The organism is Psychrobacter sp. TS_SC_6, from assembly GCF_056156305.1.
This window is the reverse complement of record NZ_CM149590.1, coordinates 448,338-473,452: the sequence shown is the minus strand read 5'-3', so window position 1 is coordinate 473,452 and position 25,115 is coordinate 448,338. Positions and strand designations below refer to the sequence as shown.

18 protein-coding genes are annotated in these 25,115 nt (G+C 41.6%); 7 read left to right on the top strand and 11 right to left on the bottom strand.

The genetic code is table 11. The features are described from left to right. Positions 1 to 40: 40 nt before the first annotated feature. From AC0J5Y_RS02030 to AC0J5Y_RS02000, 7 genes are all read right to left on the bottom strand, one after another. Complete coding sequence (locus AC0J5Y_RS02030) at positions 41 to 490, bottom strand: chemotaxis protein CheX (RefSeq protein WP_011512756.1); 450 nt, start codon at positions 488 to 490, stop codon at positions 41 to 43. A gap of 46 nt (positions 491 to 536) precedes the next feature. After that, the gene (locus AC0J5Y_RS02025) at positions 537 to 899 is read right to left on the bottom strand and encodes a response regulator (RefSeq protein WP_011512755.1); all 363 of its coding nucleotides are present in this window, start codon (positions 897 to 899) and stop codon (positions 537 to 539) included. Between the two features lie 20 nt (positions 900 to 919). After that, a complete protein-coding gene (locus AC0J5Y_RS02020) occupies positions 920 to 3,121 on the bottom strand; it encodes an ATP-binding protein (RefSeq protein WP_475131305.1) in 2,202 nt (733 codons plus the stop codon). Between the two features lie 12 nt (positions 3,122 to 3,133). Beyond that, a complete protein-coding gene (locus AC0J5Y_RS02015) occupies positions 3,134 to 4,003 on the bottom strand; it encodes a substrate-binding periplasmic protein (RefSeq protein ID WP_475131304.1) in 870 nt (289 codons plus the stop codon). A 367-nt stretch (positions 4,004 to 4,370) separates the two neighbouring features. Continuing rightward, positions 4,371 to 5,630, bottom strand: coding sequence for a multidrug effflux MFS transporter (locus AC0J5Y_RS02010; protein WP_149493167.1), 1,260 nt, complete (start codon positions 5,628 to 5,630; stop codon positions 4,371 to 4,373). Positions 5,631 to 5,867: 237 nt separating this feature from the next. Then, entirely contained in the window at positions 5,868 to 6,680 is an 813-nt protein-coding gene (locus AC0J5Y_RS02005; protein ID WP_475131303.1) for a crotonase/enoyl-CoA hydratase family protein, read from the bottom strand. 124 nt (positions 6,681 to 6,804) lie between these two features. Next, positions 6,805 to 10,311 (bottom strand): ATP-binding protein, encoded by a 3,507-nt coding sequence (locus AC0J5Y_RS02000; RefSeq protein ID WP_475131302.1) that lies wholly within the window; start codon positions 10,309 to 10,311, stop codon positions 6,805 to 6,807. A gap of 389 nt (positions 10,312 to 10,700) precedes the next feature. Between AC0J5Y_RS02000 and cysM the strand changes: the two genes are divergently transcribed. From cysM to AC0J5Y_RS01970, 6 genes are all read left to right on the top strand, one after another. After that, entirely contained in the window at positions 10,701 to 11,681 is a 981-nt protein-coding gene (gene cysM, locus AC0J5Y_RS01995) for a cysteine synthase CysM (RefSeq protein ID WP_475131301.1), read from the top strand. A gap of 71 nt (positions 11,682 to 11,752) precedes the next feature. Continuing rightward, the gene (locus AC0J5Y_RS01990) at positions 11,753 to 12,568 is read left to right on the top strand and encodes a 3'-5' exonuclease (protein ID WP_475131300.1); all 816 of its coding nucleotides are present in this window, start codon (positions 11,753 to 11,755) and stop codon (positions 12,566 to 12,568) included. A 158-nt stretch (positions 12,569 to 12,726) separates the two neighbouring features. Then, the gene (rlmD, locus tag AC0J5Y_RS01985) at positions 12,727 to 14,268 is read left to right on the top strand and encodes a 23S rRNA (uracil(1939)-C(5))-methyltransferase RlmD (protein WP_475131299.1); all 1,542 of its coding nucleotides are present in this window, start codon (positions 12,727 to 12,729) and stop codon (positions 14,266 to 14,268) included. Positions 14,269 to 14,636: 368 nt separating this feature from the next. Then, positions 14,637 to 17,177 (top strand): RelA/SpoT family protein, encoded by a 2,541-nt coding sequence (locus tag AC0J5Y_RS01980; protein WP_475131298.1) that lies wholly within the window; start codon positions 14,637 to 14,639, stop codon positions 17,175 to 17,177. Positions 17,178 to 17,216: 39 nt separating this feature from the next. Further along, entirely contained in the window at positions 17,217 to 18,137 is a 921-nt protein-coding gene (mutM, locus tag AC0J5Y_RS01975; RefSeq protein ID WP_475131297.1) for a bifunctional DNA-formamidopyrimidine glycosylase/DNA-(apurinic or apyrimidinic site) lyase, read from the top strand. Positions 18,138 to 18,437: 300 nt separating this feature from the next. Next, positions 18,438 to 18,878, top strand: a complete 441-nt coding sequence (locus AC0J5Y_RS01970; RefSeq protein WP_475131296.1) for a hypothetical protein — start codon at positions 18,438 to 18,440, stop codon at positions 18,876 to 18,878. 99 nt (positions 18,879 to 18,977) lie between these two features. Here the strand turns inward: AC0J5Y_RS01970 and mscL are convergent, their stop codons facing one another. The 3 genes from mscL to AC0J5Y_RS01955 form a co-directional block, all read right to left on the bottom strand. Next, the gene (gene mscL, locus AC0J5Y_RS01965; protein WP_475131295.1) at positions 18,978 to 19,427 is read right to left on the bottom strand and encodes a large conductance mechanosensitive channel protein MscL; all 450 of its coding nucleotides are present in this window, start codon (positions 19,425 to 19,427) and stop codon (positions 18,978 to 18,980) included. Positions 19,428 to 19,684: 257 nt separating this feature from the next. After that, on the bottom strand, positions 19,685 to 21,532 hold the full coding sequence (gene typA, locus AC0J5Y_RS01960) for a translational GTPase TypA (protein WP_475131294.1): 1,848 nt from the start codon (positions 21,530 to 21,532) through the stop codon (positions 19,685 to 19,687). Between the two features lie 353 nt (positions 21,533 to 21,885). After that, on the bottom strand, positions 21,886 to 23,046 hold the full coding sequence (locus AC0J5Y_RS01955) for an OmpA family protein (RefSeq protein WP_475131293.1): 1,161 nt from the start codon (positions 23,044 to 23,046) through the stop codon (positions 21,886 to 21,888). A 569-nt stretch (positions 23,047 to 23,615) separates the two neighbouring features. On the opposite strand from AC0J5Y_RS01955, the gene AC0J5Y_RS01950 reads away from it, so the two are divergent. Continuing rightward, on the top strand, positions 23,616 to 24,203 hold the full coding sequence (locus AC0J5Y_RS01950; RefSeq protein ID WP_475131292.1) for a prepilin-type N-terminal cleavage/methylation domain-containing protein: 588 nt from the start codon (positions 23,616 to 23,618) through the stop codon (positions 24,201 to 24,203). Between the two features lie 37 nt (positions 24,204 to 24,240). Here the strand turns inward: AC0J5Y_RS01950 and AC0J5Y_RS01945 are convergent, their stop codons facing one another. After that, positions 24,241 to 25,035 (bottom strand): pyridoxine 5'-phosphate synthase, encoded by a 795-nt coding sequence (locus AC0J5Y_RS01945; RefSeq protein WP_475131291.1) that lies wholly within the window; start codon positions 25,033 to 25,035, stop codon positions 24,241 to 24,243. Between the last annotated feature and the right edge of the window lie 80 nt (positions 25,036 to 25,115).

Here is a 25,115-nt window from a genome sequence, read left to right as displayed (position 1 = left end):
ATTGTTCATCGTCCATAGTTATCATCACGGGGTTGTGTATTCAATCTTGCAAACAAACCACAATCTCTCCGATTTGACTGCGCCAACTCACTGGAATGATAAAAGAACGTCCACTTTTAGGCAAAATGATACTTTGCGGCGAGCCTTTAAAGACAAACGGGACAGAGATATGAAATTCTGGACCAAACTCGTGACGAGCATTACCCGAAACCGTATTGGCAACCTCGCCTGCTAAATCGACTAGATTGTCCTCACTTTTATCTATCTCGCCCATACTGTCTAAAATACTGCTCAATAGCGCCGTAGTCGCCGTAAAATAAACCACCCCTTTTTGCACCCCTGATATACCAATGACGCCCGTATAATCATGGACTTTTGGCTGTTGGTTTTCTAACAAGTAAGGCGTATCGACAACCAACTCATCATTACCAAACTGAGTAAAATAGTTGGTAATGATACTCACAAAAATTTGTAAATTTTGCTCTTTCATAATATGTGTTCTTTAATAAGGTATTTATTAAAATTATTGGACAATATTAGTCTTGTACCAACTCATACAAAGACTCTACCAGCTCTTCTTCTGAAAAAGGCTTGCACAAGAACCCACTCGCGCCCAATGATAACGCTTCAATGCCAGTAGATTTGTCAGACAAGGCTGAGACCACCAAGATACGAACGTCAGGGTCGATAGCAATGATTTTTTCAATACATTCAAGACCGTCCATTTGCGGCATGGTCAAATCCATGGTCACCACATCTGGACGATGAATATTGAACTTTTCAAGAGCTTGAACGCCGCTGGTTGCTGTAGCAACCAACATGAATTGACCTGAGTCATAAGCGCGCTGAATACGGTTTCGAATGATATTTGAGTCATCGACGATCATTAATTTATACATAGATTTTTTATTATCCTTAATTACGCAGCAGGTAAGGTGATGACAAAACGGGTCATTTTTCCAAGCTCAGTATTTACATTCAGCTTACCGTTGTGCTCTTTGACCAACGCCTTGATAACGTCTAAGCCCACACCGCGACCGCCATCTTCATCGGCATGTTCTTTGGTTGAGAAGCCAGACGCAAACAGAGTTTTAAGCAGATCACCATGAGTCATCTGACTCGCCTCTTCTTGCGTGAAGCGACCGTCAGCAATCAGCTTATGACGAATGCCTTCATAATCAATACCTTGACCGTCATCTTGCAGTGCGATGATTAAGTTTTGATCGTCACGTTGCATCTCTAAGTCGATACTACCGATGGCAGACTTGCCCGCTGACTGACGCGCTTCAGGTGATTCGATACCATGTACCACGGCATTACGTAGCAACTGAATACTGATTTCTTTGATCGGTTGTTTGAGGCGTTCAGGGATTTTTATATGGGCTAAATTATGACCGTTGAGCTGTATCTTCTTGCCTTGTCTGATAGCAATGTCTTTAGCAAAATCTTGGTAATAAGATAGATGCTCGTCATCTGATTCATCGCTCAAATCGATTTCATTACCGCCATCGACATTTATGTTAGTGGTAGCAGCATCTGCTACTTGAGCTTGGACAACACTTGGTTGTGGCGCAGTCTTTACTGGCACTACAGGTTTTGCATTATTGTTAGCTTTTGGCGCTGCCTGATTGATACGTTCACCTAGCGTTTCAATGGTATTCGATAGGCTTAATAAGTCATCCAAATGCACGGCGAGCGGTAAGAAGTTATTACCCGACAGCTTGCCTTGATTTTGCAGCGCATCAAGCTTATCTTCAGCATCTGATGCGATTTTGGTAAAGCTATGCAGTTTAAGGGCAGATGCTTCACCTTTTAGGCTATGCATTTCACGATAAATCGCTTTTAGCTTACCTTCTAACTCAAATTGCGAGCTACCAGGATTTTTCAAGATATTGTTCATTTTATCGATGTGAGCTTTAGTATTACTAATAAACTCATTAATAATTTTTGGATTCACGTTTAAGATGGTCGTCAACATCTCAATCTGCATATCATTTTGCGAGCGTTCTTTTTCTAGGCGCTGCTCTAAATAAACGGCATCTGAGACGTCATTGACGTTGACCAAAATACGAGCAATATCTTTATCTTCATAGACGCGTGAAAACTTAAAGTCTAAGAAGCGACTGGTCGTACTCTCTTCTCCAGACGCATTGTGTAGCATGACTTTATGCAAAGGATTCAAAGAATCAACCAGTTTTTCTTTTACGCGTGGGTTGTACAATTGCTCGATAAACTGACGGGTGGTTCTCAAATCCTTGTCTGAGATACGACCACGTAAGACATCGGCAAAGTTTTCCCCTGCCAATCTATCCTCACCAATAATGCCGTTTAACGCGCGCGAATGCTGCTGACCAATATTCAAATCCTTATCCAACAAGAACAGGCCGGTATTAACCGTTTCCATAATTTCTTGCGTCTCACGACGAGCGGCAAACGCTTCAGCATCGGTATCACGCAGACGACGTACAAAGAAAAATACGAAAATTAGGAAGTAAGCAAAAATAGCTGCAACCCCTAATATCTGAATTAGGCGGATAGTGTCTGCTTGGCGTTCAGCGTTAATAAACACCTCATCGGTGAGCTGGTCTAACGAATCGTTAATTAGTAGACTCGATGTTTTTGCCTGTTCAACCGCTTGAATCAATTCATCAGATGAATCGACCATGATGTTGTCAGCGTCTTTAAGGTAAGTCTGAATCTTAGGCTCTAAAAGCAACCACTGCTCATTCGCCGCAGCGACTTTGGTTTGAGAGTTATTATTAATCCTCGGTAAGTCATAGCTCTTACCATCGACATCGGTAATTTCACCACCCTGTTCAATGGCAGTGATAGAGCTAGTAATAAGCGCTGTATTTTGCTCTAAACGCTCTAATACTCGTTGTATATGCGGTGAATTGGTGTCTTCACCGTAACTGCTGTCCAAGTCAAATAAGTCTTTAATTACCGCTTGGGCGCTATTAGCAACTTGGTTGGTTTTATCAATTAAAACCGTGTTTCTTTCAAGCAAGCTTGAGGTATAAAAAGTAAACGCCAGCAAGGCGCCAATCAAAGATAAAAATAATGCAATCGAAATAATCAGACTGCGATAGCGCTTATTATCGACATTGTGTGTGGTTGCCATCTCTATAGTCCCTTAGCTCGATTGCTGATTATTTGAAGTACTTTTGGTCGCAGGCTCAGTCGCACCCAGCCATTTCTCTTCAATCTCTTTAAATGTGCCTTTTGCTTTTAGCTTGGTAATGCCTTCGTTTACGGTATTAATCAGCTTAGCATTTCCCTTTGCCATCAATACCACTTGCTGTGCCGAGGGATTATCTTCCCCCTCGTATGGTACGATTTTGACTTCATATTCTGGATGGTTCTTCGCTGTGTACTGTAGAATAGGTAAATCATGTAAGATGACATCGACTTTACCTTGCAAAAGATCTTCATATAATAAGAAAGCAGTCGCCTTGGTTGTTATCTCGCTATATTTTCCCATTTGTCTAAGCTGATCATCCTGCTTTGAGCCTTCCATAGCCGCAACATGCATACCTTGTAAATCTTCTATACTATTAATATCTACTTTGCTTTTTACATACATGATAGACGATGGATTGAAGAAATAAGGAGCAGACAGACCGTATTTTTCAGCACGATCATCTTTATAAGAGATGCCAGAGATTGCTAAATCGCGTCCGCCTGAAGCCACGCTATCAAACATATTTTGCCAAGTTTCTTTATAAAACTCGACCTTAAAACCTTGCTCCTCGCCAATAGCACGAATTGAATCGATATCAATACCTTGCATATTGCCATAATCATCTTGGAACGAAAATGGAGGCATAGTGCCGGTTGTCGCTACTTTTACCACTGGCGCTGTAGCAGGCAACTTACTGACAAAATTGTCTTTATTTTCTGTTGTTGTACTAATTGCATTGGTGTTGTCTTGAGTAGAGGAGTTACCACACCCAAACAAGCCTACACTCAATATAATCGGTAACACTCGATATAATTGCTTCATCTATTATCCTTAAGCCTCAATTTTATTCAAAAAAATCAGTTATAAAAACAATTCTGTAAGTTTAAGCAAGTGATAGAAAACACTTGATTACAGAAAATTACCTTAGATAATAATTGAGCAACTCAGCCATTGCAATCACTTTGTTTTGACGTAATAAACAATTGTTTATTAATTTTTATATATGTATATACAATATATAAATTAGCTTTGAAATTGTTATCTATAAAGCTAAGTGTAATAAGGCGTGCACCAAAAATAGAGGGTATTAACAATGAATAAAAAAAAGTGTAAAAAAGCATTCAGACGATGAATACGTACTGAATGCTCTTTTAGCGACCAATATTAATAAATAGAATTTGTCCGTTAATTAATCTGCATTATCTAAATCCAGATTACGGTCTATCTGCCAAATTAAATAGCAGCCAAGACTCATCAGTGCAAACATTGCGATACCGATTTTCAGTACTGGATTGACGGGGAATAAGTTTAATAACAATCCACCAAAGATACCTACTGAGAACATAAGCGAGCCTTGTAGCGCACTGGCCATACCAGCACGGCGCTTTTGAAAAGCGAGCGCAATCGCTGAAGCGTTGGGCTGTGTCAAACCTAGACCTGAGATACAAAAGAAAATACAGACTAAGACCAATGGCAACCAAGCATCCGTGCCAAACACAATACCGAGGGTAAATAGAGCCCCCGCTGAGATGACCTGCATCATTGCACCAAAACGTAAAATACTCAAAATACGGAAGCGATTGGTCAGCCATTGGTTAAGCTGCGTCAATGCCACAAAGCCTGCAGCATTCATACCAAAGAGCCAGCCAAAATGTGTGGCTGACATACCATAAGTATCCATGATAAGTTCAGAGGCTGAGCTGATATAAACGAACATTGCGCCCATCAATAACCCGCCACCAATCGCCGGATAGTTAAAGGTAGGATCTCTAAGCAAATCCCAATATTGACTGAGTATCTCTTTGGCAGGACGCACATTGCGGTTTTCTTCGCTAAGGGTCTCAAAAAAGAAGAATTTGGTCAGTAATAAATTTAACGTGCCAAAAGCCGCCAAAAACCAAAAGATAGAATGCCAGCTAAAATACTGCAAAAATACTGCGCCAAGTGATGGTGCTAATATCGGTGCTAACCCCATTACCAAAATCATGATAGAAAACGCTTTTGCCGTTTGCTTAGCGGTTAGACGGTCTCGAATCGCAGCACGAGTAACCACTGCCCCTACGCAAGCACCTAGTGCTTGCAAGGTTCGACCAGCGAACAACACGTATTCATTGTTGGTGGTTGCACAAATAATAGAGGCAATCACATATAAGACCATGCCGATATATAAAGGTTTGACGCGGCCAACGCGGTCACTAAAGGGGCCATAAAACAATTGACCAAATACCAATCCGACAAAGTAAGCAGGTACAGAGTTTGCCATAAAGGCTGTCGACACACCAAAGTCATCTGCCATCGATGGTAACGCGGGCAGATACATATCAATAGATAAAGGTCCTACCGCAACGATAAGACCCAGCATCATAATCCATGCGACAGGTAAATCAGCAGAGCGCACGCGGTCAGCAGCAAGCGGTTTATTAGGAAGGGGGGATTTTGGAGCAGACATAGTTAAACCATTTGATCTAGTGATTGTTATTTTATTTTTATCGACGAACCGCTACGCAGGCAGACAGACAGACAGACAGACAGACAGACAGACAGACAGACAGACAGACTTATATCGCACTGTCTGCATATATTTCAATAGAGGTATCACGTTAATAAAACAAACTTTAATCAATAAAACAATGGTTCGTTAGAGATAAAATGAAGTCATTTAAAACAATAAGCTATCTAAACTGTATTAACGGAATTGGCGCTTGCCAAATACAGTACTGGCTTGCTTCGCTTTTCTAAGGGCAAGTTTACGATTGCGCCCGAACATCATCTTTAATTGCCAGACTTTTTCTATATATAAAGTAGTCGCAGATTGTTCAAACATGGCATTGATAACGCGTTTACTTGCCAGCACGGCATCAGGTGAGCGTTCAGCAAATTCAGCGGCAAGTTGCTGCGCTTGCTCAAGTGGCGTCTCACTACAATGACTGACCAATCCTAGCTCTTTGCCCTGCTCTGCACTAACGATACGGGCTGTCATAGCCAACTCTTTTAGGATATCAGCGCGTACCACACCAAAGCCAGATTGCGTCAAGCCCATATCAGGTACTAGTCCCCACTTTGCTTCCATAATAGCCAATTTACAATCAGGATGGCTGATACGAATATCACATGCTAGCGCCAGCTGTAAGCCTGCGCCAATACAATAGCCTTCAAGCACGGCAATGACAGGTACTGGGACATCACGCCATACCAAGCACACGCGCTGAAATGAGCTTTGCCAAGGTTTGATCAGCTCCCATAGCGCAAAAACTTGGTTTTTGGGGTGATTTAAGTCGCCCAAGTCAATCCCAGCGCAAAAGGTTCCTTCAGCGCCATTTAAAATCACTGCACGTATCGTTTTGTCTTTACTAATGCGCCCTGCTACTGCTATCAGCTCTTCGACTACTTTGAAGCTCATGGCGTTTTTTTTCTCAGGTCGATTGATTGTCACGGTTAAAATAGCATCAGTCACGCTAACTTGCAGTGTTTCATATTGGTAGGTGGCGATAGTGTGCATAATCATCCTTAATAATTGAAATAAGAGCTTATATAAAGTGATATTAACAGCCTTGCCTATTTTCTACCTTATCAATAACTGACTGCCACGATATCGTTACCTCTTAGTATCATAAAACTTTTCCTTAAATCATTTTCCAAGTCATATCGTTCTCACTTAGACGATGGTAATGAAGCTGCGGATAAGCAGACAAATCAAGCGTTTGCAAATTGTTCAAAGCGGTTAATAAAGCCTCATAGTAAGGTGCTAACATCGCAAACTGCGCAGGCGTGGTATGCTGGATATTTAATAGGCACTTATCTTCTAAATCTTGGCTGGCTTGCCGCAGTTGTGGCACGCCCGTATAACGACTGCCGCCCAATATCCGATGAGCGATTTGCGCGAGCATACTGCGATTCTGTGCCGCCCACGCTTGCGTCAATGCTTGTTTTTCCTCATTAATGGTATCAATCATCATAATGATTAACTTGGCAGCAAGATCTGGCTTATTGGCTGATCGCGTCAATGCATCTTGCCAATCTAGAATATCCAATGTATTAGATACAGAAGCATTTAAGCTATTGTCATTTTGCAGATACACAGTACTGACTGATAGTTCATCTTTATTATCATCAAGCGTTTGAATAGAACGCGTGCCAAATGCCGCCTGTCCTTGTTCTTGAAAACGCAGGCTTTCATAGCGTGGCTGCGGTTCGCGCAGGTTTTCACGTCGATAGTCTTCACGTGGTTGACTGTCACGCAGGTAGTCATCACGGATTTTTTTCAGTGACAGAGGTCGCTTCACTCTTTTCTCATTGCTCATCTTGGTAGGTTTATAACTCTGAACCTGCTCGCCTCGAATCATTTGATAGGTAGGCGGCGCTGCATTTTCAGGCGCAGATGAGGAAGGTTGCAGCATCATATTTGGTACATCAGAATTTTGCGCGTCAATGGTTTTTGACTGTAATATTTGTAAGTCACCTGCTATGCCAAGACCTTGTGGATGCTCATCATTTTCTGCGGTTAATGGTGATAACGAGGCACTACGCCCAAGCCATTTTTGTAATACTTGTAGCAGCTGTGGCTGGCTAATAGGCTTACCGACATAATCATTGATACCACTAGCGACTAATTTATCCCGCTCGTCTGCCAGCCCATGCGCAGTCAGTGCAATAATGGGAATATGACTATCTGCTGCTTCAATCTTACGGATTTGTCGCGCCGCCTCATGCCCTGACATACGTGGCATTTGAATATCCATAAAGATAAGATCGATCCTATCTTTAGGTTGTGCGTTACCCTTTTCTTCTGTCGTTACGTCTTCGATATGTAACGTGCTAACCGCTGATTTACTGACATCATCGCGCGTGACCGCTTTCGAGATTTGCGTTTTTTTCGATAGGCTTTGTTCTTCAGTTTTGGCAGCTTTGATATTTTTTGCTTGTTGTTTACTGATTAGCTCTATCGCATCAAATCCGTTACTGGCTGTAATAACATGAATACCAAGCTCGCTCAGCAGCGCATCAAGCACCAGTAAGTTTGGCAAATGATCGTCAACTGCCAATACGGTGATGCCTTTCCAACGTGGTTCTGTAGTACCAGTAGGTACACTACGCTTTTGCGTATCTAGCATGGCATACAACTGCCTCTTGTCTAATGGCTCATACAAGATATTGGCATGGTAACGATTGAGTAGAGCTTGATCAGCGGCAACTTGATAACCAAAGACGGCTAGTTTACCTTGATAATGTAGACGGATTTGCTTAAGCAGCGCCATCATATCGTCTTGGGTATCATCATCAACGATGACCCAGTCCCAATAGTTACCGCGCTCTTTTAACGACTCAAGCAAGCCCGGTAATGAGTTGGCTTGGGTTAGCTTAATAGGCAAATGATGCAAGCTAGCTTTTAGTACTTGTATAGACGCGGTATGGTTAATCCAAATAAGCACATTAAATTCATCAGTCGCACTTGCCAATGGTGCCAATACGGGTAGCTCAATGGTTTGTCCTGTCGCTGCCTCTACTACATCAACATGGGCGGGCATACGAAACCAAAACGTTGCGCCTTGATTGGAGATATTCTCTTGTATATTGTCATAAAAACCAATATCGCCGCCCATCAGCCGTGTTAACTGTTTAGAGATGACCAGACCCAATCCTGTGCCACCATATTGACGCGTGATGGATGGGTCTCCTTGACTAAAGCTTTGAAAGAGCATCTTTTGATCAGACAGCGAGATGCCTTTACCACTGTCTTGCACGCTAATCATCAAATAATTGTCTTGATAGTCATCTAAACTGACGCGCACCACCACATCACCGCTATCAGTAAATTTAATCGCATTACCGACGATATTAGTCAATACTTGTTTGAGGCGCAGCGCATCACCATTGATACGCATTGGCACATCGTTGTAAAACAGTACCGCCATGCGCAGACCTTTTTCTGCAGACACCGGCGACAGCATATCGACCACATCATAGATAGTGTCATAAAGATCAAACTCATGGCGGTCTAGTACCAACTTGCCCGCTTCGATTTTAGAGAAATCAAGCACATCATTGACCAATGCCAATAAGTGCGCAGACGATTTGCGGATGGTCTGTACATACAAGTCTTGTTCGGGATTAAGCTCACCGTGACGCGCGAGCAAATTAATAAAACCATCAATACTATTGAGCGGCGTACGCAGTTCATGACTGATATTGGCTAAAAACGCTGATTTAGCTTGGCTGGTTGAGATTGCCGCATCACGCGCATTACGAATAGAGATGTTTTGCATCTCCATCTCATCAAAAGCAAGACGCAAATCATCTTCGGTCTGCTCCGCATGCTCTTTCAGCTCTTGAAAACTGACATATAAACGGCGCAACGTTCTCACCAAGTCTTGTTGTAATAGATTTAGCTCACCATCTGATTCAACCGGAATGGGCTGATAAAGATTATCGACGTGAGTACGCTGTAATTGCAGCCGCAGCTCATAAATCGGCGCAATCCAACGTTTTGAATAAATGTTCAAACTTAGTAGTAGAATTAATAACGTAAACAAACCAGTAATCACCAGTGCCATAGCGATACGATAGCGCGCAATATAAAGCGGCTCACTATCCATATCGACTAATAACCACAGTGTTTGACCCTCAAATTCACCTAATATACTGCCGTAAGCGGTACCGATAGGAGTGGATTTTTGCGCTAAAAAACGCTCTGATGGATCGATGGCAGGCCATGCCTCTTCCGTACCATAGCCAACTGTCGCGAGTATGTCGTTGCTCTGATTGACAATAGCGATACGCTGAACATGTTGCTCTGCTCGCATACGCCTGAGTTTGTCCTGGATGCCTTCTAACTTTGCAATCGCAGCTTGCGAGACTTTATTACTGTCATTAGCGTTTTCATTATTATTTTCTGAAGTCTGTATCTTGGCAGCATCTTGCTCTAACAGCTCAGGTATTAGCTCTGCAATCGTAGGAGAATAACGGATAAGCACTGCCTCAGCCAACACTGCTTGCTCTGAATTACTGGCACGCATGGTTTCATAAAACACCAAGATACCGCCCACTGCTGCGAGTAAACAGATGGGCAAAAATACCAATATGACCAGCTGACCATAGGCACTACTGGTATCAAAACGTTTTTTGTAAGCCATACTGGGCACCATCTCCACTACTGTTTTTGTTACTGGCATTTTACAATGCTTTTACTGACCGCTTAAATATCATCTATTAACGACTATATAGCTTGCAATTATCTTAACAGGATTCCATTAGCCGCTGTTAGACAATCATCGATAAAGCTATCTGCTTTAAGCGCCATCAAAACCAAGATGATACAATGTCGCAAAATTTTATTTTCCACAATAAATACCTGACAGTCACGATGTATTGACTTATTATTGACGCATTTATAAAAACATGGTTATTTAACACTTTAATACCATAATCTTATCAAATAATAAAAACGCTGCCGTTACCTCAAAATATTGCCGAATATATAGCGTTAAACTACTTTAAAAACAGATACTATTAAGGATACTTTATGTCCGCTACAGCTCAGTCAAACGCCAATTTTATTACTCAAATTACCGACCTTGCTGATTGCGTCGGTCAAACGCCGTTGGTCAAATTGCAGCGCTTACCTGAACAAGAGCAGATTGACAATGGTGCTATCATGCTAGCCAAGCTTGAAGGTAATAATCCTGCTGGTTCTGTCAAAGACCGCCCTGCTTTTAATATGATTTATCAAGCGGAGCTACGCGGTGATATTAAGCCAGGTGACATGCTGATTGAGGCAACCAGTGGCAATACTGGTATTGCATTGGCCATGGTGGCGGCGATGCGAGGCTATCCGATTACCTTGTTTATGCCAAGCAACTCAACCCAAGAGCGTAAAGATGCTATGACTGCTTATGGTGCAACTTTGATTGAAGTAGAAGAAGGGATAGAAGCCGCGCGCGACATGGCATTACAAATGCAAACGGACGGTAAAGGTATTGTCTTAGATCAGTTTAATAACCCTGATAATAAACAGGCACACTATCTGACTACTGGTCCTGAGCTATGGGCGCAAACAGATGGTAAAATTACCCATTTTATTAGCTCTATGGGCACCACCGGCACCATTACTGGCGTAGCACAATATTTAAAAGAGCAAAATCCTAATATACAAATCATTGGTCTACAGCCTGATGAGGAAGCAGCTATCGCAGGTATCCGCCGTTGGCCTGCCGCTTACATGCCAGGGATTTTTGATGCGGATTTAGTCGATGAGATTATGGATATCGATCAGCGCGTCGCTGAGGTATATATGCGTAAGCTTGCCAAAACCGAAGGGATTTTTGCGGGCGTCTCATCAGGTGCTGCAGCATGGGCAGCCACACAAGTCGCTAAGGCAAATCCTGACGCGGTTATCGCTTTTATTGTTTGTGATCGCGGTGATCGTTATTTATCGACCGGATTATATAATGTTGATGATAGCGTTGATGATGGGGCTGATGACAGCTTAGATAACGTAAAGTAAGATAATCTGTATATAATACGATAAATGCATTTAATATAGCTTTATCAACCCATAATTAGGCAGAAACCTCTATGTCACAAGCTTTTTCGTCTGACCCTATTTTGGTCTTTGATATTGAAACAGTTGCAGATACCGATGCTGCCCGCCGTATCTATCCGCAATTGGCTAAGCTCAATGATGCTGATACACTCAGTGCGTTAACTGCCATCCGCATACAAGAATCGGGGCATGATTTTATGCGTTTGCCATTACAGCGCATTGTCTGTATCTCTGTACTTTATATTAAGGATGGTACGTTTTCATTATTTTCCCTCACTGCAGACAAATTTAGCGAAGAAGAGATTCTTGCCAAGTTTTTTCGCGCCTTTAATGATATTGCAAAACTGCCTAAATTGATTAGCTGGAATGGTGCAGGTTTTGATATTCCCGTACTTATTTATCGTGCCATGCAATATGATTTGGCAGCACCTTGGTTATTTGAAGAAGGCGCGCGTATCAAAAACATGCGTTTTGATAACTATGTCAATCGCTTCCATACGCGCCATATTGACTTGATGGATCGATTTAGCCAATACGGTGCCAGTCGCCGCGAGGCTATGGATGTCGTTGCTAGTCTATATGGTTTACCCGGTAAGACAGATGTTGATGGCAGTATGGTCGGCAAGCTTGTCAGCGATAATGACTGGCAAACGCTGTCGATATATTGTGAGTCTGATGTGATGAATACTTGGCTAATATATCTGCGTTGGCTGCGCCTGACCGGTCAGCTATCTTTACCTGATTTTGCCGTTTGGCAGCAGCAAAGCCGTGAGTATTTAACCAAATTTACCCAAGTAGATGGCACACCACGTCATCAGGCGTTTTTGAATGACTGGCTTATCAGCTAGCAATTTTAGCCAGTTGATATATTGATGAACGATACATGTAAGCGGTGATTATATTTTTATAATCACCGCTTTTTTACTTTGTGAGCGCCTAATACCTGAGTCGCTTTATATGTTAAAATTGCTATTATTTTTAACACCTTCATTTTATAGGCAGGTTTATGCAACCCACCGATTCAAAGACGCTTACCAACGTAGATGCGACCGAACAGACAAATGAGACGCAAACCATTACGATTCCGCCTAATAAGAAAAGATCCAAGCCATCATCAAAGACGCGTCGTCGTCTAAAAGATACTGAGCCACTCCCCTTTACTATCGATGGCTTGTCACATGATGGGCGTGGCGTTGCTGTATATGGTAATGGCTTTGGTGAAACTGACGGTCATATCACAGACAAGCATGGCAAAAAAATCTTTGTCAGCTTTGCCCTGCCAGGTGAAAGTGCGTTGGTCAAGATTACCAATAGCCGCACAAGCTTTGAAGAAGGCGATGCGGTGAGCATCACTGCCAATCCAAACCCTGAACGCGTGGTACCACCCTGCCCACACTTTGGTGTTTGCGGTGGCTGTAATTTGCAGCATTGGCAGCCAGATGCACAAATTACATTTAAGCAATCTGTCCTTGCTGAGATGTTGGTTCATCAAGCCAATGTCGCACCTGATCACTGGCTTGAGCCAGTAGTTGGTGATCGCCTTGGTTATCGTACCAAAGCGCGACTGGGCGTACGTTATGTGGTCAAAAAAGAAACGGCTTTGGTCGGCTTTCGCGAGCGTTCAAGTAATTTCTTAGCAGAGTTAAATGAATGTCATATCTTAGATCCACGTATTGGCTTTGAGATTGAGAACTTAAAAACCCTTATTAGCACCTTAGAGAGCCGTAACAAAATTGCTCAGCTTGAGTTGGCAATGGGCGAGCATTTACCAGAACTGCCTGATGGCGATCAGCCAGTCGCGCTGATTGTGCGTAATCTTGAACCGCTATCAGATGGCGATATTGATAAGCTAAAAGTATTTTTTGCGGCGCGTAATTGGCAGCTGTACCTACAATCTAAGGGCGCTGACAGCATTCAGCGTATTGCTTTGACTGAAGCAGATGATTTGAGCGAGCAATTTGGACGCTTATACTATCAATTACCAGAGTATGATTTGACGTTTGAATTTATTCCTACCGATTTCACCCAAGTCAATTTGTCAGTGAATCGTCAGATGACCAAGCTTGCTTGTGACTTGCTTGATTTAAAAGCAGGTGAACGCGTTTTAGATTTATTTAGCGGTTTAGGTAATTTTAGCCTACCTCTTGCTCGTTTGGTTGGTGAAACCGGTTCGGTCGTTGGCGTTGAAGGCAGTGAAGCTATGACTGCACGCGCCGCTGATAACGCGCGCCGTAATGGCATTAATAACACTGAGTTTTATAGCCAAGATTTGACGCATGACTGTACGGACAAACCGTGGGCTAACCAAGGGTTTGATGCGCTGCTTATTGATCCACCGCGTTCTGGCGCGTGGGAGATTATGCAATATTTGCCTAAGTTTAACGCCGAGCGGATTGTCTATGTCTCCTGTAATCCTGCTACACTTGCTCGCGATACCAAAGCATTGCTCGAACAGGGTTATCGTTTGACTCACGCTGGCGTCATGGATATGTTTTGTCATACTGGTCATGTTGAGTCCATCGCGCGCTTTGAAAAAGTATCTGCTTAAACCCTATGTAATGGCAAAATGTCGTATTAACCTATAGTTTTTAGAGGCGTTAATAGCCGCAATTTAAGAATGATATCTGCGTTACTCGCATATCCGGCTAACGCTATCATTACAGAGCCTTGCTTGATTTGTCATCGCAACATGCGATAATAATAGTCACTGTTTTTATTATTTATAAAACATAGTGAGTCTAAGCGCTCATAATTCTATGCAAGATCCCTATAATTGATTTTATAGCTGCTAAAAAATGGATTTTTTAGCGGCTGTATTGATTTATAACTGACCATTTATCGATAGCAAGCTCATGTTTAGCTCTAGCATTGTAGATGGCGTTATCATCAAGTCAAAATAGCTAAGAGGAGTGGGCAATGGTAAAAATTCGTGAAGGATTACCGCTGGTAGATGGACAAACCACGCAAGCCGACAGTGCAGCTTTGGCAGCGCAACTGGTCGCGAGTCAACGCTCGCACCAGTCTGCCAATAGCTATGCTCAAATCCCACTAGATATCAAGTATCAACTTGCCACTCATAAACTCTATACTACCTTTGATCGCTCTGTTAATTACGCCTACTACAGTCATGACTCAAATCTTGAAAATGACTTTTTAAGGGATAAAATCCTTGATGAATCCGAGGCGTTTTCACAGCAAGAGCTTGAAGCGTTAGATTTAAATCAAATCAATATTGATGTACCTACTTGGCTTGATAATGTTGCAAAGCGTATTGGGCAAGATTCAGTGCCCAATCTTAGCGCTGCCTGTGCATTCGTCCGCAATCACATGAATACCAGTGAATCGGAGCGTTCGGGCGCCTACGTGACTGGTATCGGCATGACTGATATCTTAACTTACCTTTATCAAGATGAAGATGCCCTTGTCGCTGCCATGCTCTATCGCAGTGCGCGCAAATCGATTATTAGTCTTAGCGAAATCGAGAAAAAGTTTGGCACTGATATCTCAACCTTGGTTAAAGATACCTTGGCGATGGGACAACTGTCTGAGATTATCGAAAGCAATAAGCGCTTAGAAGATCACTTTGTAAATAATCAGCGGGATCAATTATCAAATATTTATAGCATGCTGATCTCAGTCACCAACGATGTCCGAGTAGTACTGATTAAGCTTGCTGAACGCACTTTTGCTATGCGCGAGCTGACCTTTTCCAATGAAGTTCGGCAAACTCGCGTGGCGCGTGAAGTCATGACTATTTATGCGCCATTGGCACATCGCTTGGGTATTGCCCAGCTGAAATGGGAGCTTGAAGATTTAGCCTTTCGCTATCTTGCCCCTGATCGGTATAAAGAAATTGCTAAACTATTATCAGAAAAGCGTAGTGAGCGTGAGTCTTATATCCAGCGTGTACAAGATAGACTGAACGAGTCCTTAGCAGAATCTGGTATTGAGGCCGAAGTTTCAGGGCGCGTCAAGCACATTTATTCTATTTATCGAAAAATGAAGCTTAAAGGATTGTCTTTTGATCAGCTGTACGATATCCGTGCGCTGCGAGTATTGGTGACCACTCCTTCTGACTGTTACCACGTGCTAGGATTGGTACACGGGTTATGGCGTTATATTCCTGAGCAATTTGACGATTATATTACCAATCCAAAATCTAACGGTTATCGCTCACTCCATACTGCGGTCATCGCTGAAAACAAATCACTTGAAGTACAGATTCGTACTCAAGAGATGCACTTTGAAGCTGAGCTTGGCATGTGTGCCCATGTCAACTACAAAGAAGGGCTCAAAAACAAAAAGGACAATTACCTTAATCAGCGAATCAGCTCTTTACGTCAACTACTGTCTATCAATAATCAGCCGCGTTCATCTTTATCAACCGGAGATGAATTAGAGGAAGTGGAGTATGATGACGAAGAGCAATTGGTTGATTTTGATGAGCTCGAACGTATTTACATATTTAGTCGTGATGGTGATATTACGGAGTTGCCAAAAGGCGCGACTGTGCTGGATTTTGCCTATTATGTTCATACGCAGGTCGGTAACCGCGCCCAAGCAGCGCGTGTCAATCAACGTTATGTGCCGCTGACTTATCAGCTCAAAACGGGCGAGCAAGTTGAGATTATTACCAAATCCTCACGTGAGCCCAATCGCGACTGGCTAGTGGCTTCACTAGGCTATATTCATACCAATCGTGCCCGCTCAAAACTGCGTCAATGGTTTAACAAACAAGATCGCGATAAGAATATCGAAATCGGGCGTCAGATGCTCAGTAAAGAGCTTGAACGCCTATCGGTGCATCCGAATAGCATCGATTTAAACGATTATACGCAACATTTTAATGTCAATAATACTGACGATATCGTGGTTGGTTTGGTTACGGGTGAAATTGGTCTAAATCAGCTTACCAGTCATATCTCTCGTCAGCTGCATTTAGAACCTGAAAGATCTGAAGAAGATTTTGCCCCTATTATCGATAAAAGAGATTCAAGTAAGCTTGATGCGTACAAAATCCAAATAGATGGCTTGGATAATATTGAAGTTGGCTTGGCAGGCTGCTGTCACCCTGTGCACGGTGAGCCTATTGCGGGCTACATTACTTTATCGCGCGGTGTCAGTGTCCACAATCGTGGTTGCCCTGAATATCTACGCCTGATTGAACGTGATCCTGAACGCGAAATCAATGCTGTTTGGAAGATTAAATCTGGTCGCTATCAGCCGGTTGATATTCATATAGAAGCCTATGATAGACGCGGGTTATTGCGTGATTTAACCCAAATCATTGACAAAGAAAACGTCAATATTCGTCAAGTTCAAACCCTGAGCAATGATGATAATATTGCCTTTTTAAAGTTTCATATTGAAGTGTCGGGGCTGGCACATTTATCCAAGTTACTTGCCAAGCTTGAACAGCAGCATGGTATTTTGCACGCTCGCCGCGCCGTTGCCTGATCATACATTTAATTCTTAATAGAGATTTTATAAAATATTATGCCTGAGTTGCCAGAAGTAGAAACGACAAAAACCAGTCTGACGCCTTTATTAGGACAAAAAGTCACCAACGTACAAGTCTTTCAACCAAAGCTGCGTTGGTCTATGCCTGATAATTTAGCAGATTTGATTGATTATACATTGGACAGCATTGAGCGACGGGCAAAGTATCTAATCCTAAATTTCATCCCATCAGCTGGCAGTAATACCTCTTCTACTCAATCGACAGCTTTACAGCCTAGACAGCTTTTGGTTCATCTTGGTATGTCAGGTAGCTTGCAACAACACAGTCACGCAAGCGATAAGCGCAAACACGATCATTTGGTTATGAGTTTTATCGGCGCTGACGATATTCAAACTCAGCTACATTATTATGACCCCAGACGATTTGGCTCTATCTTATGGCTTGAGGATTACGGTGATAAACTACTAAACCATTTAGGACCTGAGCCACTATCAGATGATTTTACGGCAGACTATTTGTATTGTCTTATCCAACGGAATGAACAGTCTATACAGACTCAAAGCAGCAAATCGATTAAAAACCAGTCTATCAAACGAGCCATCAAGTCAGTCATTATGGAGCAGCAAGTCGTCGTCGGCGTGGGTAATATTTATGCCACTGAAAGCTTATACCTCTCAGGCATTCATCCTGCTACTCCAGCCAATCAAGTGTCATATGAGCAAATAATAATTTTGGTCGCTCATATCAAAACGATTCTACAGAAAGCTATCAAGCTAGGTGGTTCCACACTACGTGACTTTACGGTTGCTGACGGTCAAACAGGTTATTTCCAGCAAACCTTGAATGTCTATGGTAGACAAGGTAAAACTTGCCCGCACTGTGATTCAGTTTTAGAGAATATCAAGCTCAATGGACGTGCCAGTGTCTACTGCCCTGTTTGTCAGCCAATTAACTAGATCTGGATTTTCCCATATTAATTTTTTTATTCAATATTCGCTTCAGTAGACCAGTTTGCCGCTCTTCAACTACTTGTCATTAAAATAGGGCAATTCATAAGCACATCCTGATATGCTGCGCATTTTTGTTGCTTATTGATCCACATATTGCTTTAATAGGGCGTGCACTTACATAAATAGTGCAAATCATTTGTTTATCTGTAATATATAAGCTATTTCTGGTTGCCGCGATATCTATATTTCTGTTGAGAGATAGCAACAGCCATTTATCATTCTATTTATGAGTTTTAGGATATCATTATGACTGCTCAAGCTAATACCAAACGCACCGCAAAGTATAAGCTATTAACTGTATTAATAAGTACCAGCTTAGCTTTTGCAAGTATGCAACCTGCTTTGGCAGCGATAGAGATTGATGAAACAGATTTCGGTCCCTCTTATGAGACTATGGCTGTAGATACCGTTGTCGGCAAGCCATTACAGTTAATAGCAGCTGTTGCAGGTACAGCCGCTTACATCGTTAGTTTGCCCTTCTCTTTGATCGGCGGTAATGCTGACCAAGCACAGCAGAAGCTCTTTGTTGAACCATGGAATGCCATGAGTCGCTGCTTAGGCTGTACGGTTGCCGAGGACAACTATTACAAATCGCAAATCGTTGATAATAACGTTGTGCGTATCGTCGTTGATCAACCATCAGAGATTATTATTAATACCAATGACTACGTTGTCGTTAGACCCTAAATATAACTACCATTAAGTAATTATAAAAAATCCAATAAAAAGAGGCTAACATGACGTCAGCCTTTTTTATTTTTTAATCTGACGGTCAGTAAAATGTGTTTACTTATTAATATTACCAAGCTTAGCGCTAATTTCACGAAGCAATTGCACTTCTTCTGACGGCTCTTCTATTGCTTCTTCTATTGCTTCTTCTACCTCGTCTTCACGGCGCAATCTGTTGACCATTTTTACCATCATAAAAATAATAAATGCCAAGATTAAAAAGTTAATCAATACAGTAATGAAACTACCGTAAGCCAATACAGGAATACCAGCAGCTTTGAGGGCATCATAGTTTCTTGCCACGCCTTCGGGCGCATCACCCAGTATCAAAAACATATTCTTGAAATTAATTTCGCCGCCGACGATAAAAGCAACAATAGGCATGATCACATCCTCCACTAAAGACGTTGTGATTGTAGCGAATGCTCCACCGATGATCACACCAACGGCCAGATCCATCACATTACCTTTTAAAGCAAATTCTTTAAACTCAGATACCATACTCATGATTTATCTCCTCAAAAATCTTATTGATCATAAGATAAGCGTGTAAATGATGCATCCAACTTAGGATTTTAATAATAACCGTAAGATTACTCGTTTTTTTTAGTAAGTGACATTCGACTATTGTCTTTCTATTCTATGTAAAATGCAACACAAAAAAAAGCAACATAGAACAGTGGTATACCAACTATTCTATGTTGCTCACTAGATATCTTTAATGCGAAACCAAATAATGGATAACCACTATTTATTGTTCAATATTACGCACCTTTCTTACGACCATAACGTTTACGCTCACTTTCAGTCAAGTAGCGTTTACGAATACGTATCGCTTTTGGCGTTACTTCTACCAATTCATCATCTTGGATGAATTCAAGTGCTTGCTCAAGCGTAAACTTAACCGCTGGAGTCAGTGTCAATGCTTCATCAGTACCACTAGCACGAACGTTGGTTAACTGCTTACCAGTCGTCGGGTTAACTGCCATGTCATCATTACGTGAGTTAAGACCAATAATCATACCTTCGTAAACTTCAAGCTGCGGCTCAGCAAATAATTTACCGCGTTTTTGTAGGTTAAATAAAGCAAAACCTAAGCAAACACCTTTTGCCATAGAAACCAAGACACCGTTTGAGCGAGCACCCACTTCACCAACTTTCTGTGGACCATAATGTGAAAAGCTTGACGTCATGATACCTGTACCTGAAGTCAGGGTTAAGAACTCAGAGCGGAAACCAATCAAACCACGGGCAGGCATTGTCGCTTCAATACGCATACGACCTTTACCATCAAGCTCCATATTGGTCATCTCGCCTTTACGCAAGCCAACCTGCTCCATGATAGGACCTTGATGCGCATCTTCGATATCGAAGACAACGTTTTCATACGGCTCTTGTAGCTTACCATCAACTTCTTTGACAATAACTTCTGGGCCTGAAACGCCCATCTCGAAACCTTCACGGCGCATGTTTTCGATAAGTACAGATAGATGCAGCTCACCACGACCTGATACTTTAAATTTATCAGGAGATTCTGTATCTTCAACACGTAATGCTACGTTATGAATCAATTCACGCTCAAGACGCTCACGAATATTACGTGAGGTTACAAACTTACCATCACGACCAGCAAAAGGTGAGTTGTTTACTTGGAAGTTCATAGAAACGGTAGGTTCATCAACCGTCAATGCTGGTAACGCTTCAACGGTGCTTGGATCACAAATCGTATCTGAGATGTTAAGCGCATCAATACCAGTAATACAAACGATGTCACCCGCTTGTGCATCTTCAACATCAATACGATCAAGACCATGATAGCCCATAATTTTTAGAATACGGCCATTACGGGTATTGCCATTTTTATCAATGACAGTTACTTGTGTATTTGTTTTTACTTTACCACGCTGAATACGACCAATACCGATAACACCAACGAAACTATTGTAGTCAAGACTTGAGATTTGCATGCGGAAAGGTGCATCTGCATCAACCTGTGGGGCCTGTACAACATCAACAATAGTTTTGAACAGTGGCGTCATGTCATCAGCTAAATCATCAGCTTCTAGACCTGCAATACCATTCAATGCTGAAGCATATACCACTGGGAAATCTAATTGCTCATCAGTTGCACCTAAATTATCGAACAAATCAAAAATTTGATCCATTACCCAATCAGGACGTGAACCAGGACGGTCAATTTTGTTGATAACAACAATAGGCTTTAGACCTTGCTCGAACGCTTTTTGCGTTACGAAACGAGTTTGTGGCATTGGACCATCAACAGCATCAACCACTAGAAGTACGCAGTCAACCATAGACATTACACGTTCAACTTCACCACCGAAATCGGCGTGACCAGGGGTGTCCACAATATTAATACGATATTCAGTACCGTCAGTGTTATCTGTCCAACGAATGGCTGTATTTTTCGCCAAAATAGTAATACCACGTTCTTGCTCAATATCACCTGAATCCATTGCACGCTCAGCAATATTTGCACGGTCGCCAAAAGTACCAGACTGATGTAATAGCTTATCAACCAAAGTTGTTTTACCGTGATCAACGTGGGCAATAATTGCAATGTTACGCAGGTGTTTGATATCGTTCGCCATATAAAATGCTCGTTTCGTCTTAAAAAAATGCAGTAGCAGTAAGCACCGCTGGATAAACTTTTGCCATTAACCAGATAAGTAGTATTACGCTATGATTAAGTAACCATACAATAGGTACAGCTAGATAATTAATAGAAGTAAAACATAGACTTATGGTGATGAATCCATCGTACAGATAGCTATGCTAATTACACTTTGTCAGTTTACAAAGTGTTTGGGTGGCTAGTATAGCATTATTACATCATAAATTTATGTAATAACTTACTTTTCTCGATACATAAATAAAAAAAAGCCACCCATTGGATGACTTTTTTTGTAACTAATTAGCTTATTACATAATTAGTATCTATTACTTATTGAACAACCATATCTTTAGTTTGTTCAACAGTCATTGTTTTGTCACCAGTGATGATGGCATAAACACGACGGTTCATAGCACGACCTTCTTCAGTGTTGTTGTCAGCGATTGGTTGGTCATAACCATAACCAACGGTTGATAGACGGTTTGGAGCAATACCAAATTCGTTAGTCAACATAGATTTCACAGCAACAGCACGGGCTTCAGACAGACGTTGGTTATAACGTGCTGATGGACCAGTTTTAGAAGCATGACCTTCAACACGAGCGGTAGAGTTAGGATACTCGCGCATCTTCTCTGCTACTTTAGCGATTTCAGGTTTGTACTGAGTTTTGATAGCTGATTTATCATTATCAAAGAATACACGTAATTCCATTTTCAATTCATCAGTAATATCTACTGGTACTGGGCAACCACGTGCGTCTACAACGACATTCATTGGAGTGCCTGGGCATGCATCGATGCTATCAGGTACGCCATCGCCGTCTGAATCAAGATCAGATTCTACAACAACGATCGGTGGCGTTACTACGCTAGGCTCTTCCATTGGTGGAACAGCTACTGCTGGTGCTAAGTGACCACCTAGTACTACTTCTAGACCGGCCAAAGCCATGCCTTCCCACCAGTTTTCATCAAAGTTATGAATCGCACGAGCTTCACCACGTAGGCTTAGCGCATCATTGATACGATACATAGCACCTAAACCTAGGTTACCGATAGTATCTTTAGAACCAGTAACGAAGTTACCAGCATCATTTTCAACTTCAATCTTAGACTGACCAGCACCAACCAATACATATGGCTTTAATGCATTGTCAGTGTAACCAGTAAACTGTTCAGTACCGATCAAGAAGTTACCAGAAATAGTTTCTTGTTCAGCATCACCAACTACAGTGCCAGCAGTATTTAAAGCATCAGTATTAGACACACCATACTCTACTTGAAACTGAGTAGAAGGAGTAAGCTCGATACCTAATGCGGCACCAGTATATAAACCGTCTTCTTGATAAACACCCATTGTTTCAACTTGCTCTTTATCAGCGCCTTCGCTGTAATGATAACCAAGTAATAATGGGCTGATAGTGACGCCAGCGTTAGCTGCTAATGGGGCTGCTGTGATGGCAAACAAAGCCAAAGCAATTTTATTTAATTTCATGAAACTTTCTCCAAAGGATAATTTTAGTAGTGCATTAAGCAAAACTCTTGCTCAAAAACTAACATCACTTACGAACTTAAAATTACGAAGCAAAACCAATTAAGACGTAGCTTAGCGATTATCAATTCAGTTTACAACTTTTTTCGTAAACCAGCTACACATTATTACACGATAATGTCATAACTAAAACACATTAGCCCGCTTAACTTACTGAGCGCTAACACACTTTACACTCTTTATCTTTTGTATGTTAGGTCGCAATAGATGATGAAACGATTCCTACCTATTGTTGCAACTCATTTTAATACAAGTAATTAATTTTCTCTATTGTTAAAAGCATCTATTCACGAATTGAAACATTCTTTGACAGTAGACATATATTTGGTTTATATTTACAATTACGGAAATAAACAATATTTTACTTATTCCGTTTAATGGCTCTTTTTACTCTTCGCTATATTAATAATGTAACTTGATAAAACAAATAGTGACACGAATGATAGATTTAAAATCACAATGAACATTTAAAACCATCTTAGCTATCCCTTTTACACAGGTGGCAGTGCATTATGGCTATATCATATAGAACACGTTTAATCTGCTCGAAGGATTCTAGACGCCATGATGAACATGGGTTTAATTTGGTAGAATTAATCGTAACCATTGCTATCTTAGCTATTATATTAACGATTGCCACACCTTATATTTTGACTCAACTGGCAAGCATGGAAGCCAGACGTATTGCAAGCCAGATAGACACTACTTTGACTTTGGCAAAAGCTGAGAGTTATATTAGAAGACAAGATTTGCTGGTTTGTTTGTCTAATGGTGGTGGTCTTTGCCATAGAGACAGCTTTAAAAAGTTATTATTATTCTCGGATAAAAATAATAATAACAATTTTGATGTTGGTATTGATGATTTGTTAGAAGACCAAGCGCTGAACCCAAGATACAGTACTTTATATTTACGGGTCGGTAATAAACGTCACTACACTAAATTTTGGGGCGATAGCGGCAGTCCTCGGGGGCATTTTGGACATATTAAATACTGTCCAACCTCAACCTACAATCAAACTATGTATCAAATATCATTTAGTCAAAGGGGTACTATTACCTATAAGCCCCATGAAGATCACCCAACCGGATGCGGCACTTAATGAAATAGTCATATAGGCTAAACATTAACTATCGTAACTAGCGATGCATAGCTGTTTTCATCATAATAACCGCCTGCTCTATCCCCATAAATAGCGCATCCGCTATCAAGGCATGACCAATATTTAGCTCATATATACCGTCAATTTGGGCAATCGCATGAACATTATCACGGGTCAAACCGTGACCGGCATTGACCAACAGCTTATCATCCATTCGTTTAGCGGTAATCACTGCATTTTTGATGCGTTCAAGCTCTACATTTACTTTATCTGTATTACCTTCCAAACCTGCCTCAGCGTAAGAACCTGTATGTAGTTCGATAGCGTCAGCACCACAAGTAACTGCCGCCTCAATCTGCTTGTCTTCTGGATCAATAAACAAAGAGACTTTGATACCTGCTGCTTGTAACTGACTGACATAATCTGTCAATGAAGCTAGCTGCCCTGCCACATCAAGACCACCTTCTGTGGTTAGTTCAGCACGTTTTTCTGGCACTAAACATACCCAATATGGTTTAACTTGGCAGGCTATCTCTAGCATCTCAGTCGTTGCTGCCATCTCTAGATTCATTCTCGTGGTCAACTGCCCTGCCATCTCGTATACATCGGCATCTTGAATATGACGGCGATCTTCACGCAAATGAATAGTGATACCGTCAGCACCTGCTTTCTCACACAAAAGGGCTGCCGCTAGTGGGCTTGGATAGCTCACACCGCGTGCTTGACGTAAGGTTGCCACATGGTCAACATTGACACCTAAGAGTGCTTTTTTTGAAGTATTTTGTGGATTCTGCTCTAATATAGTCGGCAAAATCTGCGCTGTATCCGTCATAAAAAATCCTTTTATTAATAGTTAGATCATTTACTAAAAATAGCTTATTGATGATAAGTAATGTATGACCATACGCTATC